The organism is Cellulomonas sp. PS-H5, assembly GCF_019265565.1.
GTDB lineage: Bacteria > Actinomycetota > Actinomycetes > Actinomycetales > Cellulomonadaceae > Cellulomonas.
Genome location: NZ_JAHVCI010000028.1, coordinates 1 through 19,429 on the forward strand (window position 1 = coordinate 1; position 19,429 = coordinate 19,429).

Sequence of the window (19,429 nt, forward strand, 5' to 3'; positions counted from 1 at the left end):
CGGCGCAGCCGAGAGTTGCCATCTCGGCGGAGGTGGGGGCAGGCAGGTGAGCGGGCAGGTCGGTGGGGGTGTGCCCGGGCGGTCGGGGCGCGCGGTTAGGGTGTGCGGTCATGGCCGCCCCCACCCCCAGCACCCCCGACGCGCCCCGACCCGCCACCCGCGCCGCCGGCCGGCTCGTCGTGCTGGTGTCCGGCGGCGGGACCAACCTCGCGGCGCTGCTCGCGGCGCACGACGACCCCGCCTACCCGGGCCGCGTGGTCGGCGTCGTGGCCGACCGCGCGTCGGCCGGCGGCCTGGACCTCGCGCGCGCCGCGGGCGTGCCGACCGCGGTCGTGGCGCCCGGCGACTTCGACGACCGCGCCGCCTGGGACCGCGCGCTCGCGGAGGCGATCGCGGTGTTCCGGCCGGACCTCGTCGTGTCGGCCGGGTTCATGCGGATCCTCGGCGCGGCGGTCCTCGAGCGGTGGCCCGGGCGGGTCGTCAACACCCACCCGGCGCTGCTGCCCGCGTTCCCCGGTGCGCACGCCGTCCGGGACGCGCTGGCGTTCGGCGCGAAGGTCACGGGGTGCACGCTGCACGTCGTCGACGCCGGGGTCGACACCGGGCCGGTCGTGGCGCAGGTCGCGGTGCCGGTCGAACCCGGCGACGACGAGGCGACGCTGCACGAGCGGATCAAGGTCGCGGAGCGCCGCCTGCTGGTCGACTGGGTCGGCCGGATCGTCGCGGGCGGGCTCACCGTCGACGGCCGGACGGTCACGGTCGGCTAGGGCCGCACCCGGTGCGGGACCTCCGGCCCCTGCCGCGCGGCGAGGCGCCCGCGTAGCGTCGGGCCATGGGACACGCACGCGCGGGGAAGCACTGGTCCGAGCTCAGCACACGCCGCAAGGTCGGGACGGTCGTCCTCACCGCGGCGCAGCTCGCGCTGACGGCCGCGGCCTACCGCGACCTGGCGAAGCGGCCGCAGGCGCAGGTCAACGGCCCGAAGGCGGCGTGGGGGCTCGCGATCCTGGTGAACTGGGTCGGCCCGATCGCCTACTTCGCCAAGGGCCGCCGGACGGACTGAGCCGCCGACGCCGGCGGCGCGGTCGGCTAGGCTCGTCCCCGGTCGTGACTGGCGTCGAGGTGGAACTGACCACCAGGGAGCGGCCGAGGCAGTCCCGCCGATGCACCGTCCGCCTGGGTGCGCAGGTCCCGAGCGGCACCCCCGTGGTGCCCGACCGACCACACGGAGGACCGCCATGTCCCACGCCCTGCCGCCCGTCGAGCCCGTCGCCGACCCGACCGCCGACAGCACCCGCCGCCCGGTGCGCCGCGCGCTGCTGTCCGTCTACGACAAGTCCGGCCTGGTCGAGCTCGCGACCGCCCTGCACGCCGCGGGCGTCGAGCTCGTGTCCACCGGGTCGACCGCCGGGACGATCGCGTCCGCCGGCGTGCCGGTGACCCGGGTCGAGGAGCTGACCGGCTTCCCCGAGTGCCTGGACGGCCGCGTGAAGACGCTGCACCCGCGCGTGCACGCCGGCATCCTCGCCGACACGCGCCGTCCGGAGCACCTGGCGCAGCTCGACGAGCTGGGCGTCGCCCCGTTCGAGCTGGTCGTCGTCAACCTGTACCCGTTCACGCAGACGGTCGACTCGGGCGCGACGCCTGACGAGTGCGTCGAGCAGATCGACATCGGCGGCCCGTCGATGGTCCGCGCCGCGGCGAAGAACCACCCGAGCGTCGCGGTGGTCGTGGACCCCGCCCGGTACGACGAGGTCGTCGCCGCGGTGCAGGGCGGCGGCTTCACGCTGGCCGAGCGGACCCGGCTCGCCGCGCAGGCGTTCGTGCACACCGCCACCTACGACGTCGCGGTGGCGTCCTGGATGGGCAACGTCGCCACCACGACCGACGAGGTCGACGGCGTGAGCACCGGCTTCCCGGCCTGGGTCGGCGCGACCTGGGACCGCGCGGACGTGCTGCGCTACGGCGAGAACCCGCACCAGCGCGCCGCGGTCTACACCTCCGGGTACGGCGCGGCCGGGCTGGCGCAGGCGCAGCAGCTGCACGGCAAGGCGATGTCGTACAACAACTACGTCGACGCGGACGCGGCCTGGCGCGCGGCGCACGACCACGACGGCCCGGCGGTCGCGATCATCAAGCACGCCAACCCGTGCGGCATCGCGGTCGGCGCGGACATCGCGGACGCGCACGCGAAGGCGCACGCCTGCGACCCGGTGTCGGCGTTCGGCGGCGTGATCGCGGCCAACGACACGGTGACCCGGGCGGCGGCGGAGCAGATCGCCGAGGTGTTCACCGAGGTCGTCGTCGCGCCGGCGTACGAGCCCGAGGCGCTCGAGGTGCTGAGCCGGAAGAAGAACATCCGCCTCCTCGTGGTCGAGGGCGCGCCGTCCGCCGGTGTCGAGCTCCGGCCGATCAGCGGCGGGCTGCTCATGCAGCAGGTCGACCGCATCGACGCGGAGGGCGACGACCCGACGACCTGGACGCTCGCCGCGGGGGAGGCCGCCGATCCCGCGACGCTCGCGGACCTGGCGTTCGCCTGGCGCGCGGTGCGGGCCGTGAAGTCGAACGCCATCCTGCTGGCCGACGGCGGCGCGTCGGTCGGGGTCGGCATGGGCCAGGTCAACCGGGTCGACTCGTGCCGGCTCGCGGTCGAGCGGGCGAACGCGGGCGACGCCGAGCGGGCGCGCGGCGCGGTGGCGGCCTCGGACGCGTTCTTCCCGTTCGCGGACGGCCTCCAGGTGCTCCTGGACGCCGGCGTGCGCGCGGTCGTGCAGCCGGGCGGCTCGGTCCGGGACGAGGAGGTCGTCGCCGCGGCGGCCGCGGCGGGCGTGACCCTCTACCTGACGGGCACGCGGCACTTCGCCCACTGACGCGGGGCGGTCCCGCACGAGGCCCACGGTTTCCGGCCGCGCCCCCGAGATCTCGGGGGGTCGCGCCGGAAGGCGTGGGCCTCGTGCCGTCGGGCTTGCAGCCGGTACCTGCAAGTCGTTGCAGCACCTTTCTGCAAGCGGATACAGTCGCAGGTAGCCGCGCTGCTGACGCTCACCCCCGACGATGGAGTCCTGTGATGACGCACGCCCGTAGGCGCCCTTCCGTGGCGCCCCGGACACCCCTCGAACCCCGCGGCGCCCGGCGCCGCGTCCTGGCCCTGCTGGCCGCCGGCGCGCTGCTGGTCTCCGGCGCCGCGACCGCCGGCGCAGACGACCCCGCGGCCGCCGTGGCCGCCGACCCGGCGCCCGCGTTCACCTCCGTGTCCGTCCCCGGCAGCCACAACACCGCGATGGGCTGCGCCGGCGACTGGCAGCCCGACTGCGACGACGCCCAGCTCACCGAGCGACCCGACGGCGTCTGGGAGGGCACGTTCGCGCTGCTGCCGGGCGACTACGAGTACAAGGTCGCCCTCGACGGGACGTGGGACGTGGCCTACGGCGCCGGCGGCGTCGTGGGTGGCGCGAACGTGGCGTACACCGTGCCCGGCGACCCGGAAGGCGCGCCCGTCGACGTGACGTTCTACTGGGACCCGGTGTCCGGCGACTTCCAGAACACCGCCCAGGGGCCGGTCGTCACGCTGCCCGGGTCGTACCAGGCCGCGGTCGGCTGCCCCGCCGACTGGGCCCCCGACTGCCTGGCCACCTGGGCCAAGGACCCGGACGGCGACGGCGTGTACGAGTGGTCGACGACGCAGATCCCGGCAGGCTCGTACCAGGTCAAGGTCGCCCACGGGATGTCGTGGGACGTCAACTACGGCCAGGGAGGCGCGGTGGGCGGCGACAACTACACGTTCGCGACGTCCGACGGCGAGCAGGTGTCGTTCGCGTACGACGTCGCGACGCACCTGCTGGAGATCACCGTCGAGAACCCGCCGCTCACCGGCGTCGGGCAGCAGCGGGCGCACTGGGTGCGCGCCGACCTGCTCGCCTGGCCGCGCGACCTGCTCGGCGGCGCCGACCCGGCGGGCCTGACCTGGGCGCTGCACCACGCGGCCGAGGGCGGGATCGGCGTGACCGACGGCGCTGTGACCGGGCCCGTGGGCGCCGGCGAGGTCCCGCTGACCTACGACGCGGCAGGGCTGCCCGCGGACGTGCGGGCCGACTTCCCGGCGCTCGCGGGCGCCGTCGCGCTCCGCGTCGCGCCCGGGACGGACGCGGCCGCGCTGCTCACCGGCGAGGTCCAGGTCTCCCAGGCGGACGCCGACGGGCTGACCGCCCTCACCGGCGTCCAGGTCCCGGGCGTGCTCGACGACCTGTACGCCTCCGCCGCCGACGCGGACCTCGGGGTCACCTGGTCCGGCGGCGCCCCGACGTTCCGGCTCTGGGCCCCGACCGCGCAGGACGTCACGCTGCTGACCTGGGCGCCCGGCGCGGACCTCGCGACCGCCCCGACCCGCGTCACGACCACCCGGGCCGCGGACGGCACCTGGTCCGCGTCCGGCGACGCCACCTGGGCCGGCGCCCGCTACCGGTACGAGGTCGAGGTCTACGTGCCGTCGACCGGCCGGGTCGAGACCAACGTCGTCACCGACCCGTATGCCGTCGCCCTGACGCTGAACTCCACGCACGCCGTCGCGGTCGACCTGGCCGACCCGGCGTACCGCCCGGCGCTGTGGGCCGACACGGCCCAGCCGGTCGTCGAGCGGGCCGTGGACCACACGATCTACGAGCTGCACGTCCGCGACTTCTCGATCGCGGACCAGACCGTGCCCGAGGCCGAGCGCGGCACCTACCTGGCGTTCGCCCGGGACTCGGACGGCACCGCGCGGCTGCGCGAGCTCGCCGACGCGGGGCTGACCACGGTGCACCTGCTGCCGACGTTCGACATCGCGTCGATCGAGGAGGACCGGGCCGCCCAGGCGGTGACCGGCGACCTCACGGGGTTCGGCCCGGCGGGCACGGAGCAGCAGGCCGCCGTCGGCGCGATCCGCGAGCGCGACGGCTTCAACTGGGGCTACGACCCCTGGCACTTCACCGCGCCGGAGGGCTCCTACGCCACCGACCCGGACGGCGGCGCCCGCGTCGCCGAGTTCCGCACGATGGTCGGCGCGCTGCACGACATGGGTCTGGGCGTCGTCCTCGACCAGGTGTTCAACCACACCGCGGCGAGCGGGCAGGACGCGAAGTCGGTGCTGGACCGGGTCGTGCCCGGGTACTACCACCGGCTCGACGGCACCGGCCAGGTGCAGACCAGCACCTGCTGCCAGAACGTCGCGACCGAGCACGCGATGGCCGAGAAGCTCATGGTCGACTCGGTGGTCACCTGGGCCCGTGACTACAAGGTCGACGGCTTCCGGTTCGACCTCATGGGCCACCACTCGAGGGAGAACATGCTGGCCGTGCGGGCGGCGCTGGACGCGCTGACCGTCGAGGCGGACGGCGTCGACGGCTCGGCGGTGTACCTGTACGGCGAGGGCTGGGACTTCGGCGAGGTCGCCGGCAACGCGCTGTTCGAGCAGGCCACGCAGGGGCAGCTCGGCGGCACCGGGATCGGCACGTTCTCCGACCGGCTCCGCGACGCGGTGCACGGCGGGTCGCCGGTCGAGGGCTCGTCGATGTTCACGCAGGGCTTCGGCACCGGCCTGGCGACTGACCCGAACGGGCAGCAGGCGCAGCTCGGTGACGCGGCCTCGGTGAACACGGGGTCGGCCGCCGAGTTCGAGGACCTCGGCCTCGCGACCGACGTGGTCCGGCTCGGGCTGGCCGGCAACCTGCGCGACTACCTGCTCCCGACGCACACCGGGGAGGTGCTGCGTGGCGACCAGATCGACTACCGCGGGGCGCCGGCCGGGTACGCGGACTCGCCCGAGGAGGTGGTCAGCTACGTCGACGCGCACGACAACGAGACGCTGTTCGACCTGCTGACGATCAAGCTGCCGCAGACCACCTCGATGGACGACCGGGTGCGGATGAACACGCTGTCGCAGGCCACGGCGGCCCTGTCCCAGACGGTGTCGTTCTGGCACGCCGGCACGGACCAGCTGCGGTCCAAGTCGCTCGACCGGGACAGCTACGACTCGGGCGACTGGTTCAACGCCATCGACTGGACGGGCCAGGACAACGGCTTCGGCCGCGGCCTGCCGGGCGCGTGGGCGAATGCCGAGAAGTGGGACCCGATGCGCCCGCTGCTCGCCGACCCGGCGCTCAAGCCGACCGCCGCGCACATCGCCACGGCCCGCGCGGCGGCGGACGACCTGCTGCGGCTGCGGTTCTCCACCCCGCTGTTCCGGCTCGGCGACGCCGACCTGATCCGGCAGAAGCTGACGTTCCCCGACGCCGGGGCGGACGCCACCCCGGGCGTGATCGTGATGCACGTGGACGACACGGTCGGCCCCGACGTCGACGCGGACCTCGACGGCCTGCTCGTGGTGTTCAACGCGTCCCCGAACGCCGTGACGCAGGAGCTCCCGGCGCTGGCCGGCGCGACCTACGCGCTGTCGCCGGTGCAGGCCGCGGGCGCGGACGACGTCGTGCGGACCACCACCTGGGACGCGGCGACCGGGACGGTGACCGTGCCGGCGCGGACCGTCGCGGTGCTGGTCCGGCCGAACGACACCCCGGGCCCCGTCGACCCCGGCCCCGTCGACCCCGGCCCTGCCGACCCGGGCGCGCCCGGCACCCCCGGCGGTGCCCCGGGCAGCGCCGGCGACCCCGCCGCGTCGGCCCCGGCCGGCACCGGCGGCGGCCTCGCCGTCACCGGCCCGCAGCTGCTGCTCGGCCTGCTCGCCGCCCTCGCGGCGGTCGGCGGCGGCACGCTGCTGGTCCGCGCGCGGGCCCGGTCCGCGGCCACGGCCGCGCGCGAGGGGGTGGCCGACCGTCTGCCATGATGCGTCGGACCGACCGGCGCGCGCTGCCGCGCCCCGGGGCGGGTGACGGACGGAGGCACGGATGCGTCGCGGGACCAACCTGCCGCGGATGGGCGACTTCAACCAGACGGTCGTCCTGGACGTGGTGCGGCGCGCCGGCGGGGGCCTGGCCCGGGCCGAGGTCGCCCGCCGGACCGGGCTGTCCCCGCAGACCGTGACGAACGTGGCGCGCCGCCTCCTCGACCTCGGCCTGGTGGTCGAGGAGGGCGAGGCGGCGCGCCGCGGTCCCGGCCGGCCCGGAACGCTGCTGCGGCTCAACCCGGTGAGCCGGTTCGCGGTCGGCGTGCACCTGGACCCGGCGACGATGACGTTCGTGCTGCTCGACCTGTCGGGCGAGGTCGTCGCGCGGGCGCAGGTGCCGACGCCGGTGCCCGAGGACCCCGAGGCGGTGGTCGCCGGCCTGGTGGCCGAGATCGAGGGACTGATCGCCGGGGCGGGCGTGGACCGGGACCGCGTGCTCGGCGTCGGCATCGCGGCGCCCGGGCCGATCGACGTCGAGGCCGGCGTGGTGCTCGACCCGCCGCACCTGCCCGGCTGGCACGACGTGCCGCTGCGGGACGCGGTCGCCGAGCGCACCGGGTTGCGCGCGGTGCTGGACAAGGACGTGATCGCCGCGGCGAGCGCCCACCTGTGGCACCCCGGCGAGCACGCGTCGGACTTCGTCTTCTTCTACCTCGGCACCGGCGTCGCCGTGTCGACGGTGCTGCACGACGAGGTGGTGCGCGGCGTGTCCGGCAACGCGGGGGAGTCGGGGCACCTGGTCGCCGACCCCGAGGGTGCCCGGTGCTGGTGCGGCCGGCGCGGCTGCCTGGGCGCGGTGCTGCGGGCCGAGGCGCTCGCGGAGCAGGGCCGCGCGGCGGGCGTCGACCTCCCCGGCTGGGGCGACGGCACCGACCCGCGCGCGGTGGACGACGCGGTGACCGCGCTGTGCGCCGCCGCCGACGCGGGGCACCGGGGCGCGCGCGAGGTGCTCGCGCTCGCGGGCCGGCGCGTCGGCATGGCCGCCGGCGTGCTCACCGACCTGCTCGACGTCCCGGCCGTGCTGGTGGGCGGCCCGCTGTGGGACCGGATCGCCCCGCACGCCGCCGCGGCGCTGGAGGCCGAGATCGCGGCGCACGTCGTCCCCGGGGGGCACGCGCTCACGGTCGCCTCGTCGGCGTTCGGGCCGCAGGTCGGCGCCGTGGGCGCGGGCTGCATCCTGCTGGGCCGCGCGTTCACCCCGCGGCCGACGGACCTGCTGCTGGTCAGCTGACGCCCGCGGCCCTCGCCGGCGGCGCGGGTGTCGTCGCGACGGGTCGGGCGCGCGTCACGGTTGCGTCTCGGCGCGCCCCGGACCCTTGACAGCAATTCATCCAGACGTTGTAGTTATCGGGTCCGGGGCAGCGCCGCCCGGGGCCGTGCACGTGGAGCAAAGGAGCATCCATGCGTCTGCAGAGGACCGTCATCGCAACCGGGGCCGTCGTCGCGCTCGGCCTCACCGCCGCGTGCAGCAGCGGGGGTGGCGACAGCGCCGCCGACGACTCGACGATCACCGTCGCGTACCAGAAGACCGCGCAGTTCGTGCAGCTCGACGACCTGCTGCAGAAGGCCAAGTCCGAGTACGAGGCCGCGAACGAGGGCATGACCGTCGACCTCGTGCCGATCGAGGCGGAGCAGGACCAGTACTTCACGAAGCTCGCGCTGATGAACGGCTCGGCGGACACCGCGCCCGACGTCATCTACGAGGACACGTTCCAGATCCGCTCGGACGCTGCGGCGGGGTACCTGCAGCCGATCGACGAGTACGTCGAGGCGTGGGAGGACTGGGACCAGTTCCCGGACACCGCGCGCCAGGCCGGCCTCGGCGACGACGGCAAGGTGTACGGCGTCTCGATGGGCACCGACACCCGCGGGCTCTACTACAACAAGGACCTGTTCGCGCAGGCCGGCCTCCCGACGGACTGGCAGCCGGAGAGCTGGGACGACATCCTCTCCGCCGCGCGCACGATCAAGGACAAGCTGCCCGACGTCACCCCGATCAACGTGTACGCCGGCAAGGCCGCGGGCGAGGCCACGACCATGCAGGGCTTCGAGATGCTGCTCTACGGCACGGACGACGAGCTCTACGACGCCGACACCCAGAAGTGGATCACCGGCTCGCAGGGCTTCACCGACTCGCTGGCGTTCCTCGAGACGATCTACGGAGAGGGCCTCGCGCCGTCGCTGGACATCGCGCTCGACGCGTCGGTCGGCGCCCGGGTCGCCACCGAGCTGCTGCCGCAGGGCAAGCTGGCGATGGCGGTCGACGGCTCGTGGCTGCCCGGCGGCTGGATCACCGGCGACAACGCCTGGCCCGAGTGGGAGGAGACCCTGGGCATGGCCGCGATGCCGACCCAGGACGGGCAGGAGCCCGGCTTCACCTCGATGTCCGGCGGCTGGACCCTCGCGGTCGGCGCGCACGCCGGCGACCCGCAGGCGGCGTTCGACTTCATCGCCACCGCGCTGAACAAGGAGAACTCGCTCAAGTACGACACCGAGAACAGCCAGATCGCGGTGCGTACCGACGTCGCGGAGGACCCGGAGTACCTGGGCTTCAACCCGTCGTTCGAGTTCTTCAGCTCGCTGGTCGACTACACGCACTTCCGCCCGGCGACCCCGGACTACTCGCAGATCTCGTCGAACATCCAGGTGGCCGCGGAGTCGGTGGCGACCGGGCAGGCCACGGCCGAGGAGGCCGCGGCGACCTACGACGACGGGCTGGTCTCCATCGTCGGCGACGACGCGACGCAGGCCGCCGGCTGATGACGGCTGGCACGCCGGCCCTGCCGGCGTCGAGGGGCGGGTTCCGCCGCCCCCGCCGCCGGCCCGGCCGGACCGCGCTGCGGCTGCTGCCGCTGCTGCCCGCGGTCGCGCTCATGCTGGTGTTCCTGGCCGGCCCGGTGCTGTGGTCGTTCTACGGCTCGCTGACCAACCAGGCGCTGACCGGCTACAAGGCGGCGAACCCGGAGTTCGTGGGCCTGGACAACTACGCCGAGCTGCTCACCGACGACGGCTTCTGGAAGGCGGTCGTCCTGACGGTGGTGTTCGTCGGGGCGTCCGCCGTGATCGGGCAGAACGTGCTCGGCATGGCGCTCGCGCTGCTGCTCCGGGCCGCCGCGAAGCCGCTGCGCGCCGTGGTGTCGGCACTGGTCGTCGTGGCCTGGGTGCTGCCGGAGATCGTCGCGGCGTTCGCGCTGTACGCGTTCTTCTCCACCGACGGCACGTTGAACCAGGTGCTCGGGTGGTTCGGGCTCGAGGGCCCGACCTGGCTCATCTCGGTGCCGATGCTCGCGGTGATCCTGGCGAACATCTGGCGCGGGACCGCGTTCTCGATGATGGTCTACGGCGCCGCGCTGTCGGAGGTCCCGCCGGACGTCACCGAGGCGGCCGCCATCGACGGCGCCACCGGCCCGCAGCGGTTCTTCCGGATCACGCTGCCGATGATACGACGGTCGATCTCGACCAACCTCATGCTCACGACCCTGCAGACCCTCGCGGTGTTCACCCTGATCTGGGTGATGACCGGCGGCGGGCCCGGCACGGACTCCTCGACGCTGCCCGTGCTGGCCTACCAGGAGGCGTTCAAGTTCGCGCAGGTCGGCTACGGCACGGCGATCGCGACCGTGACGCTGCTGGTCGGAGCCGTGTTCTCGATCGTGTACATCCGCGTGCTCAAGCCGGAGGTGGACTGATGGCCGCGCTCACCGCCCCCACCGCCCCGGTCGCGTCGTCGGCCCGCCGGCGCGCCGGCCGCAACGTCCCGTCCGTCGCGTCGCCCCGGCGCCGCACCGGCCGGCTGCTCGTCACGCTCGCCCTGGTGCTGGTCGGCATCGCGTTCCTGGTGCCGCTCGCGTGGATCGTCCTGGCGTCGCTCGACCCCGCCGCGACGGTGTCGGTCAAGCTGCCCGAGTCGATCACCACGGACAACTTCACCGAGATCCTCACCTGGGAGGCCACGTTCCGGCCGCTGTGGAACTCGCTCGTGCTGTCGCTGGGCACCGGCGTCCTCACGGTGCTGGCGTCGGTGCTCGCGGCCTACCCGCTGTCCCGGTACCAGATGCGGTTCCGCAAGCCGTTCCTGTACTCGATCCTGTTCGGCACCTGCCTGCCGATCACGGCGATGATGGTCCCGGTCTACGCGCTGTTCGTGTACCTGGGGCTGCTCGACTCGGTGCCCGGGACGATCTTCTTCCTCGCGGCGACGTCGCTGCCGATGGCGATCTGGATGACCAAGAACTTCATGGACTCCGTCCCGGTGTCCCTGGAGGAGGCCGCCTGGGTCGACGGCGCGGGGTCCATGACCGCGCTGCGCCGGATCGTCGTGCCGCTGATGCGCCAGGGCATCGCCGTGGTGTTCATCTTCGTGTTCACGCAGGCGTGGGGGAACTTCTTCGTCCCCTTCGTGCTGCTGTTCTCGCCCGACAACCAGCCGGCGGCCGTCGCGATCTACAGCTTCTTCGGCACCTACGGGACGGTCGCGTACGGCCGGCTCGCGGCCTTCTCGATCCTCTACTCCGTCCCCGTGCTCGTGCTGTACCTGCTGGTGCAGCGGTTCTCCGGGGGCTCGTTCGCCATGTCCGGGGCCGTCAAGGGCTGACGCCCGCCCCCGCCCTCTCGACTTGATCACCGCACGCCGTCAGGAAGGTCCACCATGCCCGTCGAGCACTCCGCCGCCGTCGTCCAGCGCGTCCAGCGGTTCCTGCACGAGCGGCTCGCCCCGGCGGTCGTCGCCGGCCGCGCGCCGCTCGACGTCACGGCCTGGACCGCGCCGGGTGAGCCGGTGCCGTTCGACACGGCGGTCGCGCAGCAGTACGCCGCGGCGCCGCCCGGGACGCCGTGGGGCGCGCCGTGGAGCACGACGTGGTTCCGGATGACCGGCGACGTGCCGGCGGGCTGGCTCGGCTCCGACGAGGTGCGCGCCGGCCGGCACGCGGTCGAGCTCGCGATCGACCTCGGGTTCACGACGACGCAGCCGGGCTTCCAGGCGGAGGGCCTCGTGCTCCGACCGGACGGAGTCGCCGTCAAGGGGCTGTCACCGCGGAACCAGGCGGTGCCGTGGTCCGAGGACCGGGTCGACGTCTACGTCGAGGCCGCGGGCAACCCGGACGTCGGCAGCAGCACCTGGTACGGGCCGACGCCGCTCGGCGACCCGCTCACCGCCGGCACGGACCCGCTGTACGCGCTGCGGTCCGCCGAGGTGGTGCTGCGGGACGTCGAGGTCTGGGAGCTGTGGCAGGACCTGCTCGCGGTGCTCGGGCTGGTCGAGGTCGTCGACCCGGCCTCGACCCGGTACGCCCGGGTGGTGCGCGCGCTGGACCTGGTCGTGGACGCGGTCGACCCGGCGGACGTCGCCGGGACGGCCGCGGCGGGGCGCGCGGTGCTGCGACCCGTGCTCGAGGTGCCCGCCGCGCCGGGCGGGCACCGGGTGCTCGCGACCGGGCACGCGCACATCGACTCGGCCTGGCTGTGGCCGGCGCGGGAGACCGTGCGGAAGTGCTCGCGGACCTTCGCCAGCGTCGTCGCGCTGATGGACGAACGGCCCGACTTCGTGTTCGCGTGCTCGTCGGCGCAGCAGTACGCGTGGGTGGCCGAGCGGCACCCGGAGCTGTTCGGGCGGATCAAGGAGAAGGTCGCCGCCGGCCAGTTCGTGCCGGTCGGCGGCATGTGGGTCGAGTCGGACACCAACATGCCCGGCGGCGAGGCGCTGGCGCGGCAGATGGTCGAGGGCAAGCGGTACTTCCTCGACGAGCTCGGGGTCGAGACGCAGGACGTGTGGCTGCCGGACTCGTTCGGCTACACGGGCGCGCTGCCGCAGATCGTGCGGGCCGCGGGGTCGCGGTGGTTCCTGTCGCAGAAGCTGTCCTGGAACGACACCAACCGGATGCCGCACCACACCTTCCACTGGGAGGGCATCGACGGGTCGCGGGTGCTCGCGCACTTCCCGCCGGTCGACACCTACAACTCCGACCTGTCGCCGAAGGAGCTCGCGCACGCCGAGCGGAACTTCGCGGACAAGGACGTCGCCTCCGAGTCGCTGGTGCCGTTCGGCTGGGGCGACGGCGGCGGCGGGCCGACGCGCGAGATGCTGGCCGCGGCCGACCGGGCGCGGTCGCTCGGCGGGCTGCCCGAGGTCGAGCTCGGGTCGCCGAACGCGTTCTTCGAGCGCGCCGAGGCCGAGCTCGCGGCGGCCGGGGGACCGCCCGCGGCGTGGTCGGGGGAGATGTACCTCGAGTACCACCGCGGGACGTACACCTCCCAGGCGCGGACCAAGCGCGGCAACCGGCGCAGCGAGCACCTGCTCCGCGAGGCCGAGCTGTGGGCCGCGACCGCGTCGGTGCGGACCGGTGCCGCCTACCCGGCGGACGAGCTGCGCGCGCTGTGGCGGGTCGTGCTGCTGCACCAGTTCCACGACATCCTCCCGGGGTCGTCGATCGGCTGGGTGTACCGGCAGGCGGAGGAGGCGTACGCCGACGTCGAGGCCCGGGCGACGGTCCTGATCGACGCGGCGCTCGCGGCCCTGGTCGGCGACGGCGACCGGACGGTGCGGCTGAACGCGGCGCCGCACGCGCGGGACGGGGTGCCGGCGCTGGGCGGGACGGTGGCGGTCGACGGCGCGGTCGGCGGCCCGGCCGGCGCGGTCGAGGTGCTGCGCGAGGGCGACGCCCTGCGGGTGCGCACCGACGCGCTCGACGTGCGGCTCACGCCCGGCGGGCAGCTCGCGTCGGTGCGGGACCTGGCCGCCGACCGGGAGGCCGTCGCGCCCGGGCACCTGGCGAATCTGCTCCAGGTGCACCGCGACGTGCCCCGGCAGTGGGACGCCTGGGACATCGACGCCGAGTACCGGCGGACGGTCGAGGACCTGCGCGACGCGGACTCGGTCGAGGTGGTCGCCGAGAAGCCCGACCGCGCCGTCGTCCGCACCTCGCGCACCGTCGGCGGCTCCACGATCGTGCAGGAGCTGACCTTTCGGCCCGGCACCCGCGCGGTCGAGATCGTCACCGAGGTCGACTGGCACGAGCGGCAGCGGCTGCTCAAGCTCGCGTTCGGGCTCGACGTGCACGCCGACCGGTCCGCGGCGGAGACCCAGTTCGGTCACGTGCACCGGCCGACGCACACCAACACCTCCTGGGACGAGGCGCGGTACGAGATCTGCGCGCACCGCTGGCTGCACGTCGGCGAGCCGGGGTACGGGGTCTCGGTCGCCAACGACGCGACCTACGGCCACGACGTCACGCGCGCGGTCGGGGAGGACGGCGGCACCGCCACCGTGCTCCGGCAGTCGCTGCTGCGCGCGCCGCTGTTCCCGGACCCCGAGGCCGACCAGGGCCGGCACCGGTTCCTGTCCGTGCTGCACGTCGGCGCGGGCATCCCCGAGGCGGTCGTCGACGGGTACCGGGCGAACTTGCCGGTGCGCGAGGTCCGCGGCGGCCGGGACGTCGCGCCGCTGGTGACCGTCGACGGGCCGGGGGCGGTCGTCGAGGCGGTCAAGCTCGCGGACGACGGCTCGGGCGACGTGGTCGTCCGGCTGTACGAGGCGCACGGCGGGAGGACGCGGGCGACCGTGACCGCGGGCTTCGACGCCGCCGGGGTGACCGAGGTGGACCTGCTCGAGCGGGAGGTCGAGCCGCGGGCCGTGGTGGCCGGGGTCGGCGACGAGGCTGCTGGGGCGGCCGGGGCGGCGGGCGCGGCGGTCGCGCTCGACCTCCGGCCGTTCCAGCTCGTCACCCTCCGCTTCCGCCGGGCCTGAGGGGCGCCGCCGGGTTCCTGGCCCGGCTCGTCTCCTCTGCGCTGAGATAGGACCTCCGCACCGAGATAGGGCCGTCCACGGTCCTACCTCGGCGGGACGGTCCTATCTCGGCGGTGGCGGTGGCGGTGGCGGGGGACGGTGCGGTGGCGGGGCGTGCGGGCGGCCGCGCCAGGGACGCACAGGTCGCGCCCAGGCGCGGCCCAGCGTCCCGGCAGGTGCGGGCGGGAGCGTCGGCGCCGGTGAGCGTGACGACGCGGTGCGGCGGCGCGCCCCGACGCCCGACCCCCGCACAGGAAGCGACCGATGAGCTCTCGACCCCCGGCCCAGGAGAAGCTGCCCAAGAAGGACCGCAAGGCGCTCGCCCGGGAGCTCGCGCGCCTCGAGCGCGAGCGCCAGGCGCAGCGCCGCCGGCGGAACCGGCGGCTCGGCTGGGCCGGCGCGGGGACGGCCGTCGTCGCAGTGGGCGTGATCGCGGCGCTCGCGGTGCAGGCGTCGGTCCGCGCCGGGCAGGTCGGGCCGCACAACATGCTGTCGGACGGGCTCGTGCTCACCGGCGACGGCAGCGCGGTCGCGGCGAGCCGCACGAGCGCGCTCGACCCGGGGGCCTCGCCGGTCGCGACGGTGGTGGACCGGAGCAGCGGCGTGCTCGACCTCGTGCTCTACCTCGACTACCGGTCGCCCGAAGCCGAGACGTTCTGGGCGGCGAACTCGGCATCGGTCGAGCAGTGGGTGACCGCGGGGTACGCGACGCTCGAGATCCACCCGCTGGCGCTGCTCGACGGGGCGGCGGTGAGCACGGGCACGGGCGCCTCGCCGTCGCCCTCCGCGACGGCGTCCCCGGCACCGTCCGCGACCGCCTCCGCGTCCGCCGACGACTCGCTGCTCGGCACCATGCAGACCACGGGCGACTACTCCGCCCGTGCCGCCGGGGCGCTCGCGTGCGTGGCCGACACCGCCCCGGACAGCGTGCTCGCCGTGCACGACGCCCTGCTCGCGGCGCAGCCGGACCTCGACGAGGACGGCCTCGCCGATGACGACCTGGTCGCGCTCGTGCAGAACGCCGGCGTGACCGACACGGCCGTCGCGGACTGCGTGACGAACGGCGACTTCACCGACTGGGCGCAGGAGGCGACCACCCGCGCGGCCGACTCCGTGCCGTACGACGTCGGCAGCGTCACCACGAGCCCGGTCGTGCTGGTCGGCGGCCAGCAGTACACCGGCGACCTCGGCGACGCCGACGCGCTGCTCGCGTTCATCGAGGGGGTGAGCACGCAGCTCGCCGCGGAGGCCGCGGAGGCCGAGGCGTCCGCCTCGCCGAGCGCGTCGCCGACGGAGTCGCCCATCGAGGGTGCGTCCCAGGAGCCGTCCGCGTCGGCTACGGAGACGACCGCCCCCTAGTGCGGGGACGCAGACCGCTGGAACCGGGCCGCGCGCGGGGCGACGGGGCCGGGCCTCAGCCCGCGAGGGTCTGGGCCAGCGGCACCGCGGGGTCGGCCGCCCGCGCCCGGTCGAGCACCGGGAGCGCGGCGCCCGCCAGCAGCCGGCGCGCGGCTCCCACGTCCCGGGGCCGGTCGACCGCGAACACCGCCGTCAGCGTGCCGGTCCCCTCGGGGTGACCCGGGGCGAACCACAGCGCGGTCCAGCCGTCCTCGCCGGCGGGGTCGCCGCGCAGCACCACGTCGTCCGCGGCGCCCGGCAGCCCGTAGAGCGCGAGCTCGTGCCCGAGCTGGGTCGAGAACACGTACGGGGCGAGGTCCGACTCGGCGGCCTGCCGGCCGAGCAGCCCGGCGACCGCGACGGCCGGGCCGCGCAGCGCGGCGTCCCAGTGCCCGCCCGGCACCCAGCCGTGCCGGGCGGACCGGCGCCGGGCCGCGTCGCCGACCACCCGCACCCGCCACGACCCGCCGACCGGGGCGTGCCGCTCGTCGACGGCCACCGACCCGTCGGGCTCCAGCGGGAGCGCGCCCGCCAGCCAGCCCGTCGCCGGGCGCGCGCCGATCGCGGCGAGCACGACGTCCGCCGGCAGCACCGACCCGTCGGCCAGCCGCACCGCGCCGGCCTCGACCGCGGCGACGGACACCCCGGTCCGCAGCCGGACGCCCGCCCGGGCGAACCACGGCGCCGTCAGCGCGCCGACCTCCGCGCCGAGTGCGGTCATCAGCGGCGCCTCGCGGGCCTCGACGACGGTCACGTCCACCCCGGCCGCGGCGGCGACCGTCGCCACCTCCGCACCGACCCAGCCCGCGCCGACGACGACGAGCCGCCGGGCGGTGGCGGTGCCCGCGGCGGTCGCGCCGGGACCTCCCTCGTCCGGGCGGCCGGTCGCCGGGCTGCCGGTCGCGGCGAGCCCGTGCGGGAACCCGAGCGCGGCGCGCAGCCGCTCGGCGTCCGCCGCGGTGTGCAGCGTCACCGCGTGCTCCCACCCGGGCGGCCGGACGGCGGCGGCCCCGGTGGCCACGACGACCGCGTCGGCGGCCACGTCGCCCGCCGCCGTCCCGACCCGGACGCCGTCGTCGTCGACCGCGAGGCTCGTCGCGGGTGCGGCCAGCCGGACGTCGTCGGCGGCGGCGAGCGCGTCGGCGCCGAGCTCGTCGGCCAGCCACGCGGGCGCGGGCCGGTCGAGCAGGTGCTTGGAGAGCGGCGGCCGGTCGTACGGGGCGACCCCCTCGGCGCCGAGAAGCGTCACCCGGCCGTCGAAGCCCTGGGCCCGCAGCTCGAGCACCGTCCGGGCGCCCGCGATGCCGGCGCCCACCACCACGACCGAGCCCGGCGGGCCGGGCGTCCCGGAGCCGTGGTCGGGGCGGGCGGCGGCGGGACCGGCTTCAGGCACCCGGCCACCGTAGCCTGCGGCGACGCGGGCCGCGCCGGGCGTGCGGGCGGGGCGCGGTAGCCTCGTCGGTGACGGTGCGCGGCTCCTCGCGCGCCGCGGGAGGGAGACGCGCGTGACCCACGACGGCGCCGTGCCGCCCGCCGCACGGACCGCGTCCGTGCCCGCCGCCGACCTGCCCGCGCTCCCGCCGCTGACCCCGCCCGTCGACCGGCCGTCCCCCGAGGACGAGCGGTTCGGCCCCGACGGGGAGCCGCTCGACCCGCGCGCGATCGCGCGCGCGTCCCTGGCCGCCGACCGGAACTGGTCGCTGTGGGTGATCGCCGGCGCGGTGCTGTTCTGCGTCGCCCTCTCGCTCGCGGCCGGCACCCCGACGGGCGCCCTCGCCCTGGCCTGCTTCCTCGCCTGCTGCGCGGTCGTCCGTGCGGTCGTGCGGAAGTCGCCGGCGGCCCTGGTCGTGCGGCGGCGCGCCGTGGACGTGACCGTGCTCGCGGGGCTGGCCCTCGCGATCGGCGTCCTGTCGCAGGTCGTGCCCTCGCTCTGACCCGGGCACGGCTCGCCGTCCGCGGGTTCGGTGCATCCAGCACGGTTCGGTGCTTCCTGCCACCGAACCCGGCGAGAACCACCGAACCGGGGCGCGGGCCGGCGCCTGGCCCCGGGGACGCCGCAGGGCGGCGACCCCGTCCGGGATCGCCGCCCTGCGCGGGGGCGTGCGGGCGTCAGCGCGCCGGCTGCACCTCGACCTCGACCTCGTCGATCTCGAGGTCCTCGTCGAGCAGGTCGTCGTCCGCCGGGGCGGTCGCGAACGCGCGGTACAGCAGCGCGGCGAGCGCGGCGCCGACCAGGGGCGCGACCCAGAACACCCAGACCTGGCCCCAGGCCCACGAGTCCGAGAAGAGCGCCGCGGCCGTCGAGCGGGCCGGGTTGAGCGAACCGCCGGTGACCGGGTAGGCCACGAGCATCCCGAACGCGATGGTGAGGCCGACGGCGAACGCGGCCTGCTGGCGGGTGCGGCCCCGACGGTCGGTGGCGCCGAGGTAGACGCCGACGAGGACCGCGGCGAGCACGCCCTCGAGCAGCAGCGCGGCGACCATGCTGAAGCCCTCGCCGCCGGTCGACTGGGCGATCGGGGAGTGCGCGCCGTAGCCGTTGGCGGTGCTGCTGAAGAAGGTGCGCTCGTTGCCCTCGAGCGCGGGCAGCGAGGTCGCCGTCACGAACAGCACGGCGGACGCGAGCGCCCCGCCCACGAGCTGCGCCAGCCAGTACGGCACCAGGTGCGACCACGGCGTGCGGCCGGCGAGGGTGCTGCCGAGCGTGATCGCCGGGTTGAAGTGCCCGCCCGACACGTGCGACACCGCGACGAACGCCGCGATCGTGCCGAAGCCGAACCCGAGCGCGATGCCGACGGGGCCGGCCCCGCTGACCGAGGCGAACAGCGCCGAGCCGACGCCCGCGAGGACGACGACGAACGTGCCGAACACCTCGGCGCCGACGCGGGCCACGAGCGACGGCCCGGTCAGGGTGGCGCGGACCGCCTCGATCCCGACCTCGTCCTCGTCGGCGACGGCGGACGCCGTGCCGTAGCCGCTGGCCGCGCCGTAGCCGACCGGGATCGCCGCGGGGGCCGGGGCCGCCGCGGGCGCGGGGGCTGCGGTGGGAGCCGCGGCCGGGGCCGCGGAGGTGGGCGCCGGGGCGCTCGCCGGCGCCGGCGCGGGGACGGCCGAGCCGGCGGGCGGCGCGGACGGCGTCGGGGTCACGGGGCCGGCCGGGGCCGTGGGCTCGGCCGGGGCGCTCTGCTGCGGGTCGGTCGCGCCGGTGGGGGCGTCCGGGGCCTCGTCGGGCTCGGGCTTGTCCTGCGACATGATCATCCGTTCGTCCGGGTGCGATGACGGGCGCGGGCCGCGCCGTTCGGCGGCCCCGCACCGGGTCCGACCTGCGGGCGCGCAGCGCGCCGCCCGGTCGGGCACACGGTTCGAGCATG

General features: G+C 75.8%; 13 protein-coding genes and 1 riboswitch. Of the genes, 11 read left to right on the forward strand and 2 right to left on the reverse strand.

Annotated features, from left to right (window positions below; translation table 11 throughout):
* Positions 1-110 precede the first annotated feature (110 nt).
* The 10 genes from purN (at position 111) to J5O08_RS12000 (ending at position 16,019) form a co-directional block, all read left to right on the forward strand.
* Positions 111-767: a phosphoribosylglycinamide formyltransferase gene (gene purN / locus J5O08_RS11955; protein ID WP_218707105.1), complete on the forward strand. Its 657-nt coding sequence runs from the start codon at positions 111-113 to the stop codon at positions 765-767.
* Between the two features lie 65 nt (positions 768-832).
* Positions 833-1,063 carry a PLDc N-terminal domain-containing protein gene (locus J5O08_RS11960; RefSeq protein ID WP_218707106.1) on the forward strand — a complete coding sequence of 77 codons (231 nt, stop codon included), beginning with the start codon at positions 833-835 and terminating at the stop codon, positions 1,061-1,063.
* A 34-nt stretch (positions 1,064-1,097) separates the two neighbouring features.
* A riboswitch (ZMP/ZTP riboswitch) is annotated at positions 1,098-1,189 on the forward strand.
* A gap of 49 nt (positions 1,190-1,238) precedes the next feature.
* The gene (gene purH / locus J5O08_RS11965; protein ID WP_218707107.1) at positions 1,239-2,870 is read left to right on the forward strand and encodes a bifunctional phosphoribosylaminoimidazolecarboxamide formyltransferase/IMP cyclohydrolase; all 1,632 of its coding nucleotides are present in this window, start codon (positions 1,239-1,241) and stop codon (positions 2,868-2,870) included.
* Positions 2,871-3,094: 224 nt separating this feature from the next.
* Complete coding sequence (pulA, locus tag J5O08_RS11970) at positions 3,095-6,817, forward strand: pullulanase-type alpha-1,6-glucosidase (protein WP_308281589.1); 3,723 nt, start codon at positions 3,095-3,097, stop codon at positions 6,815-6,817.
* Between the two features lie 61 nt (positions 6,818-6,878).
* On the forward strand, positions 6,879-8,108 hold the full coding sequence (locus J5O08_RS11975; RefSeq protein WP_218707109.1) for an ROK family protein: 1,230 nt from the start codon (positions 6,879-6,881) through the stop codon (positions 8,106-8,108).
* A gap of 170 nt (positions 8,109-8,278) precedes the next feature.
* A complete protein-coding gene (locus tag J5O08_RS11980) occupies positions 8,279-9,637 on the forward strand; it encodes an extracellular solute-binding protein (RefSeq protein WP_218707110.1) in 1,359 nt (452 codons plus the stop codon).
* A complete protein-coding gene (locus tag J5O08_RS11985) occupies positions 9,637-10,566 on the forward strand; it encodes a carbohydrate ABC transporter permease (protein WP_218707111.1) in 930 nt (309 codons plus the stop codon). The genes J5O08_RS11980 and J5O08_RS11985 overlap by 1 nt, the downstream gene beginning before the upstream one ends.
* Positions 10,566-11,471 (forward strand): carbohydrate ABC transporter permease, encoded by a 906-nt coding sequence (locus J5O08_RS11990; protein WP_217616975.1) that lies wholly within the window; start codon positions 10,566-10,568, stop codon positions 11,469-11,471. The genes J5O08_RS11985 and J5O08_RS11990 overlap by 1 nt, the downstream gene beginning before the upstream one ends.
* A 54-nt stretch (positions 11,472-11,525) precedes the next feature.
* The gene (locus J5O08_RS11995) at positions 11,526-14,621 is read left to right on the forward strand and encodes a glycoside hydrolase family 38 C-terminal domain-containing protein (RefSeq protein ID WP_218707112.1); all 3,096 of its coding nucleotides are present in this window, start codon (positions 11,526-11,528) and stop codon (positions 14,619-14,621) included.
* 303 nt (positions 14,622-14,924) lie between these two features.
* Positions 14,925-16,019, forward strand: a complete 1,095-nt coding sequence (locus J5O08_RS12000; RefSeq protein WP_218707113.1) for a thioredoxin domain-containing protein — start codon at positions 14,925-14,927, stop codon at positions 16,017-16,019.
* Between the two features lie 55 nt (positions 16,020-16,074).
* Here the strand turns inward: J5O08_RS12000 and J5O08_RS21655 are convergent, their stop codons facing one another.
* Positions 16,075-17,451, reverse strand: a complete 1,377-nt coding sequence (locus J5O08_RS21655) for an FAD-dependent oxidoreductase (protein WP_218707114.1) — start codon at positions 17,449-17,451, stop codon at positions 16,075-16,077.
* A gap of 112 nt (positions 17,452-17,563) precedes the next feature.
* On the opposite strand from J5O08_RS21655, the gene J5O08_RS21660 reads away from it, so the two are divergent.
* Positions 17,564-17,992, forward strand: coding sequence for a DUF3017 domain-containing protein (locus J5O08_RS21660; protein WP_218707115.1), 429 nt, complete (start codon positions 17,564-17,566; stop codon positions 17,990-17,992).
* A 175-nt stretch (positions 17,993-18,167) separates the two neighbouring features.
* On the opposite strand, the gene J5O08_RS12015 is transcribed toward J5O08_RS21660, so the two are convergent.
* Complete coding sequence (locus J5O08_RS12015; RefSeq protein WP_218707116.1) at positions 18,168-19,310, reverse strand: MIP/aquaporin family protein; 1,143 nt, start codon at positions 19,308-19,310, stop codon at positions 18,168-18,170.
* Positions 19,311-19,429: the final 119 nt, after the last annotated feature.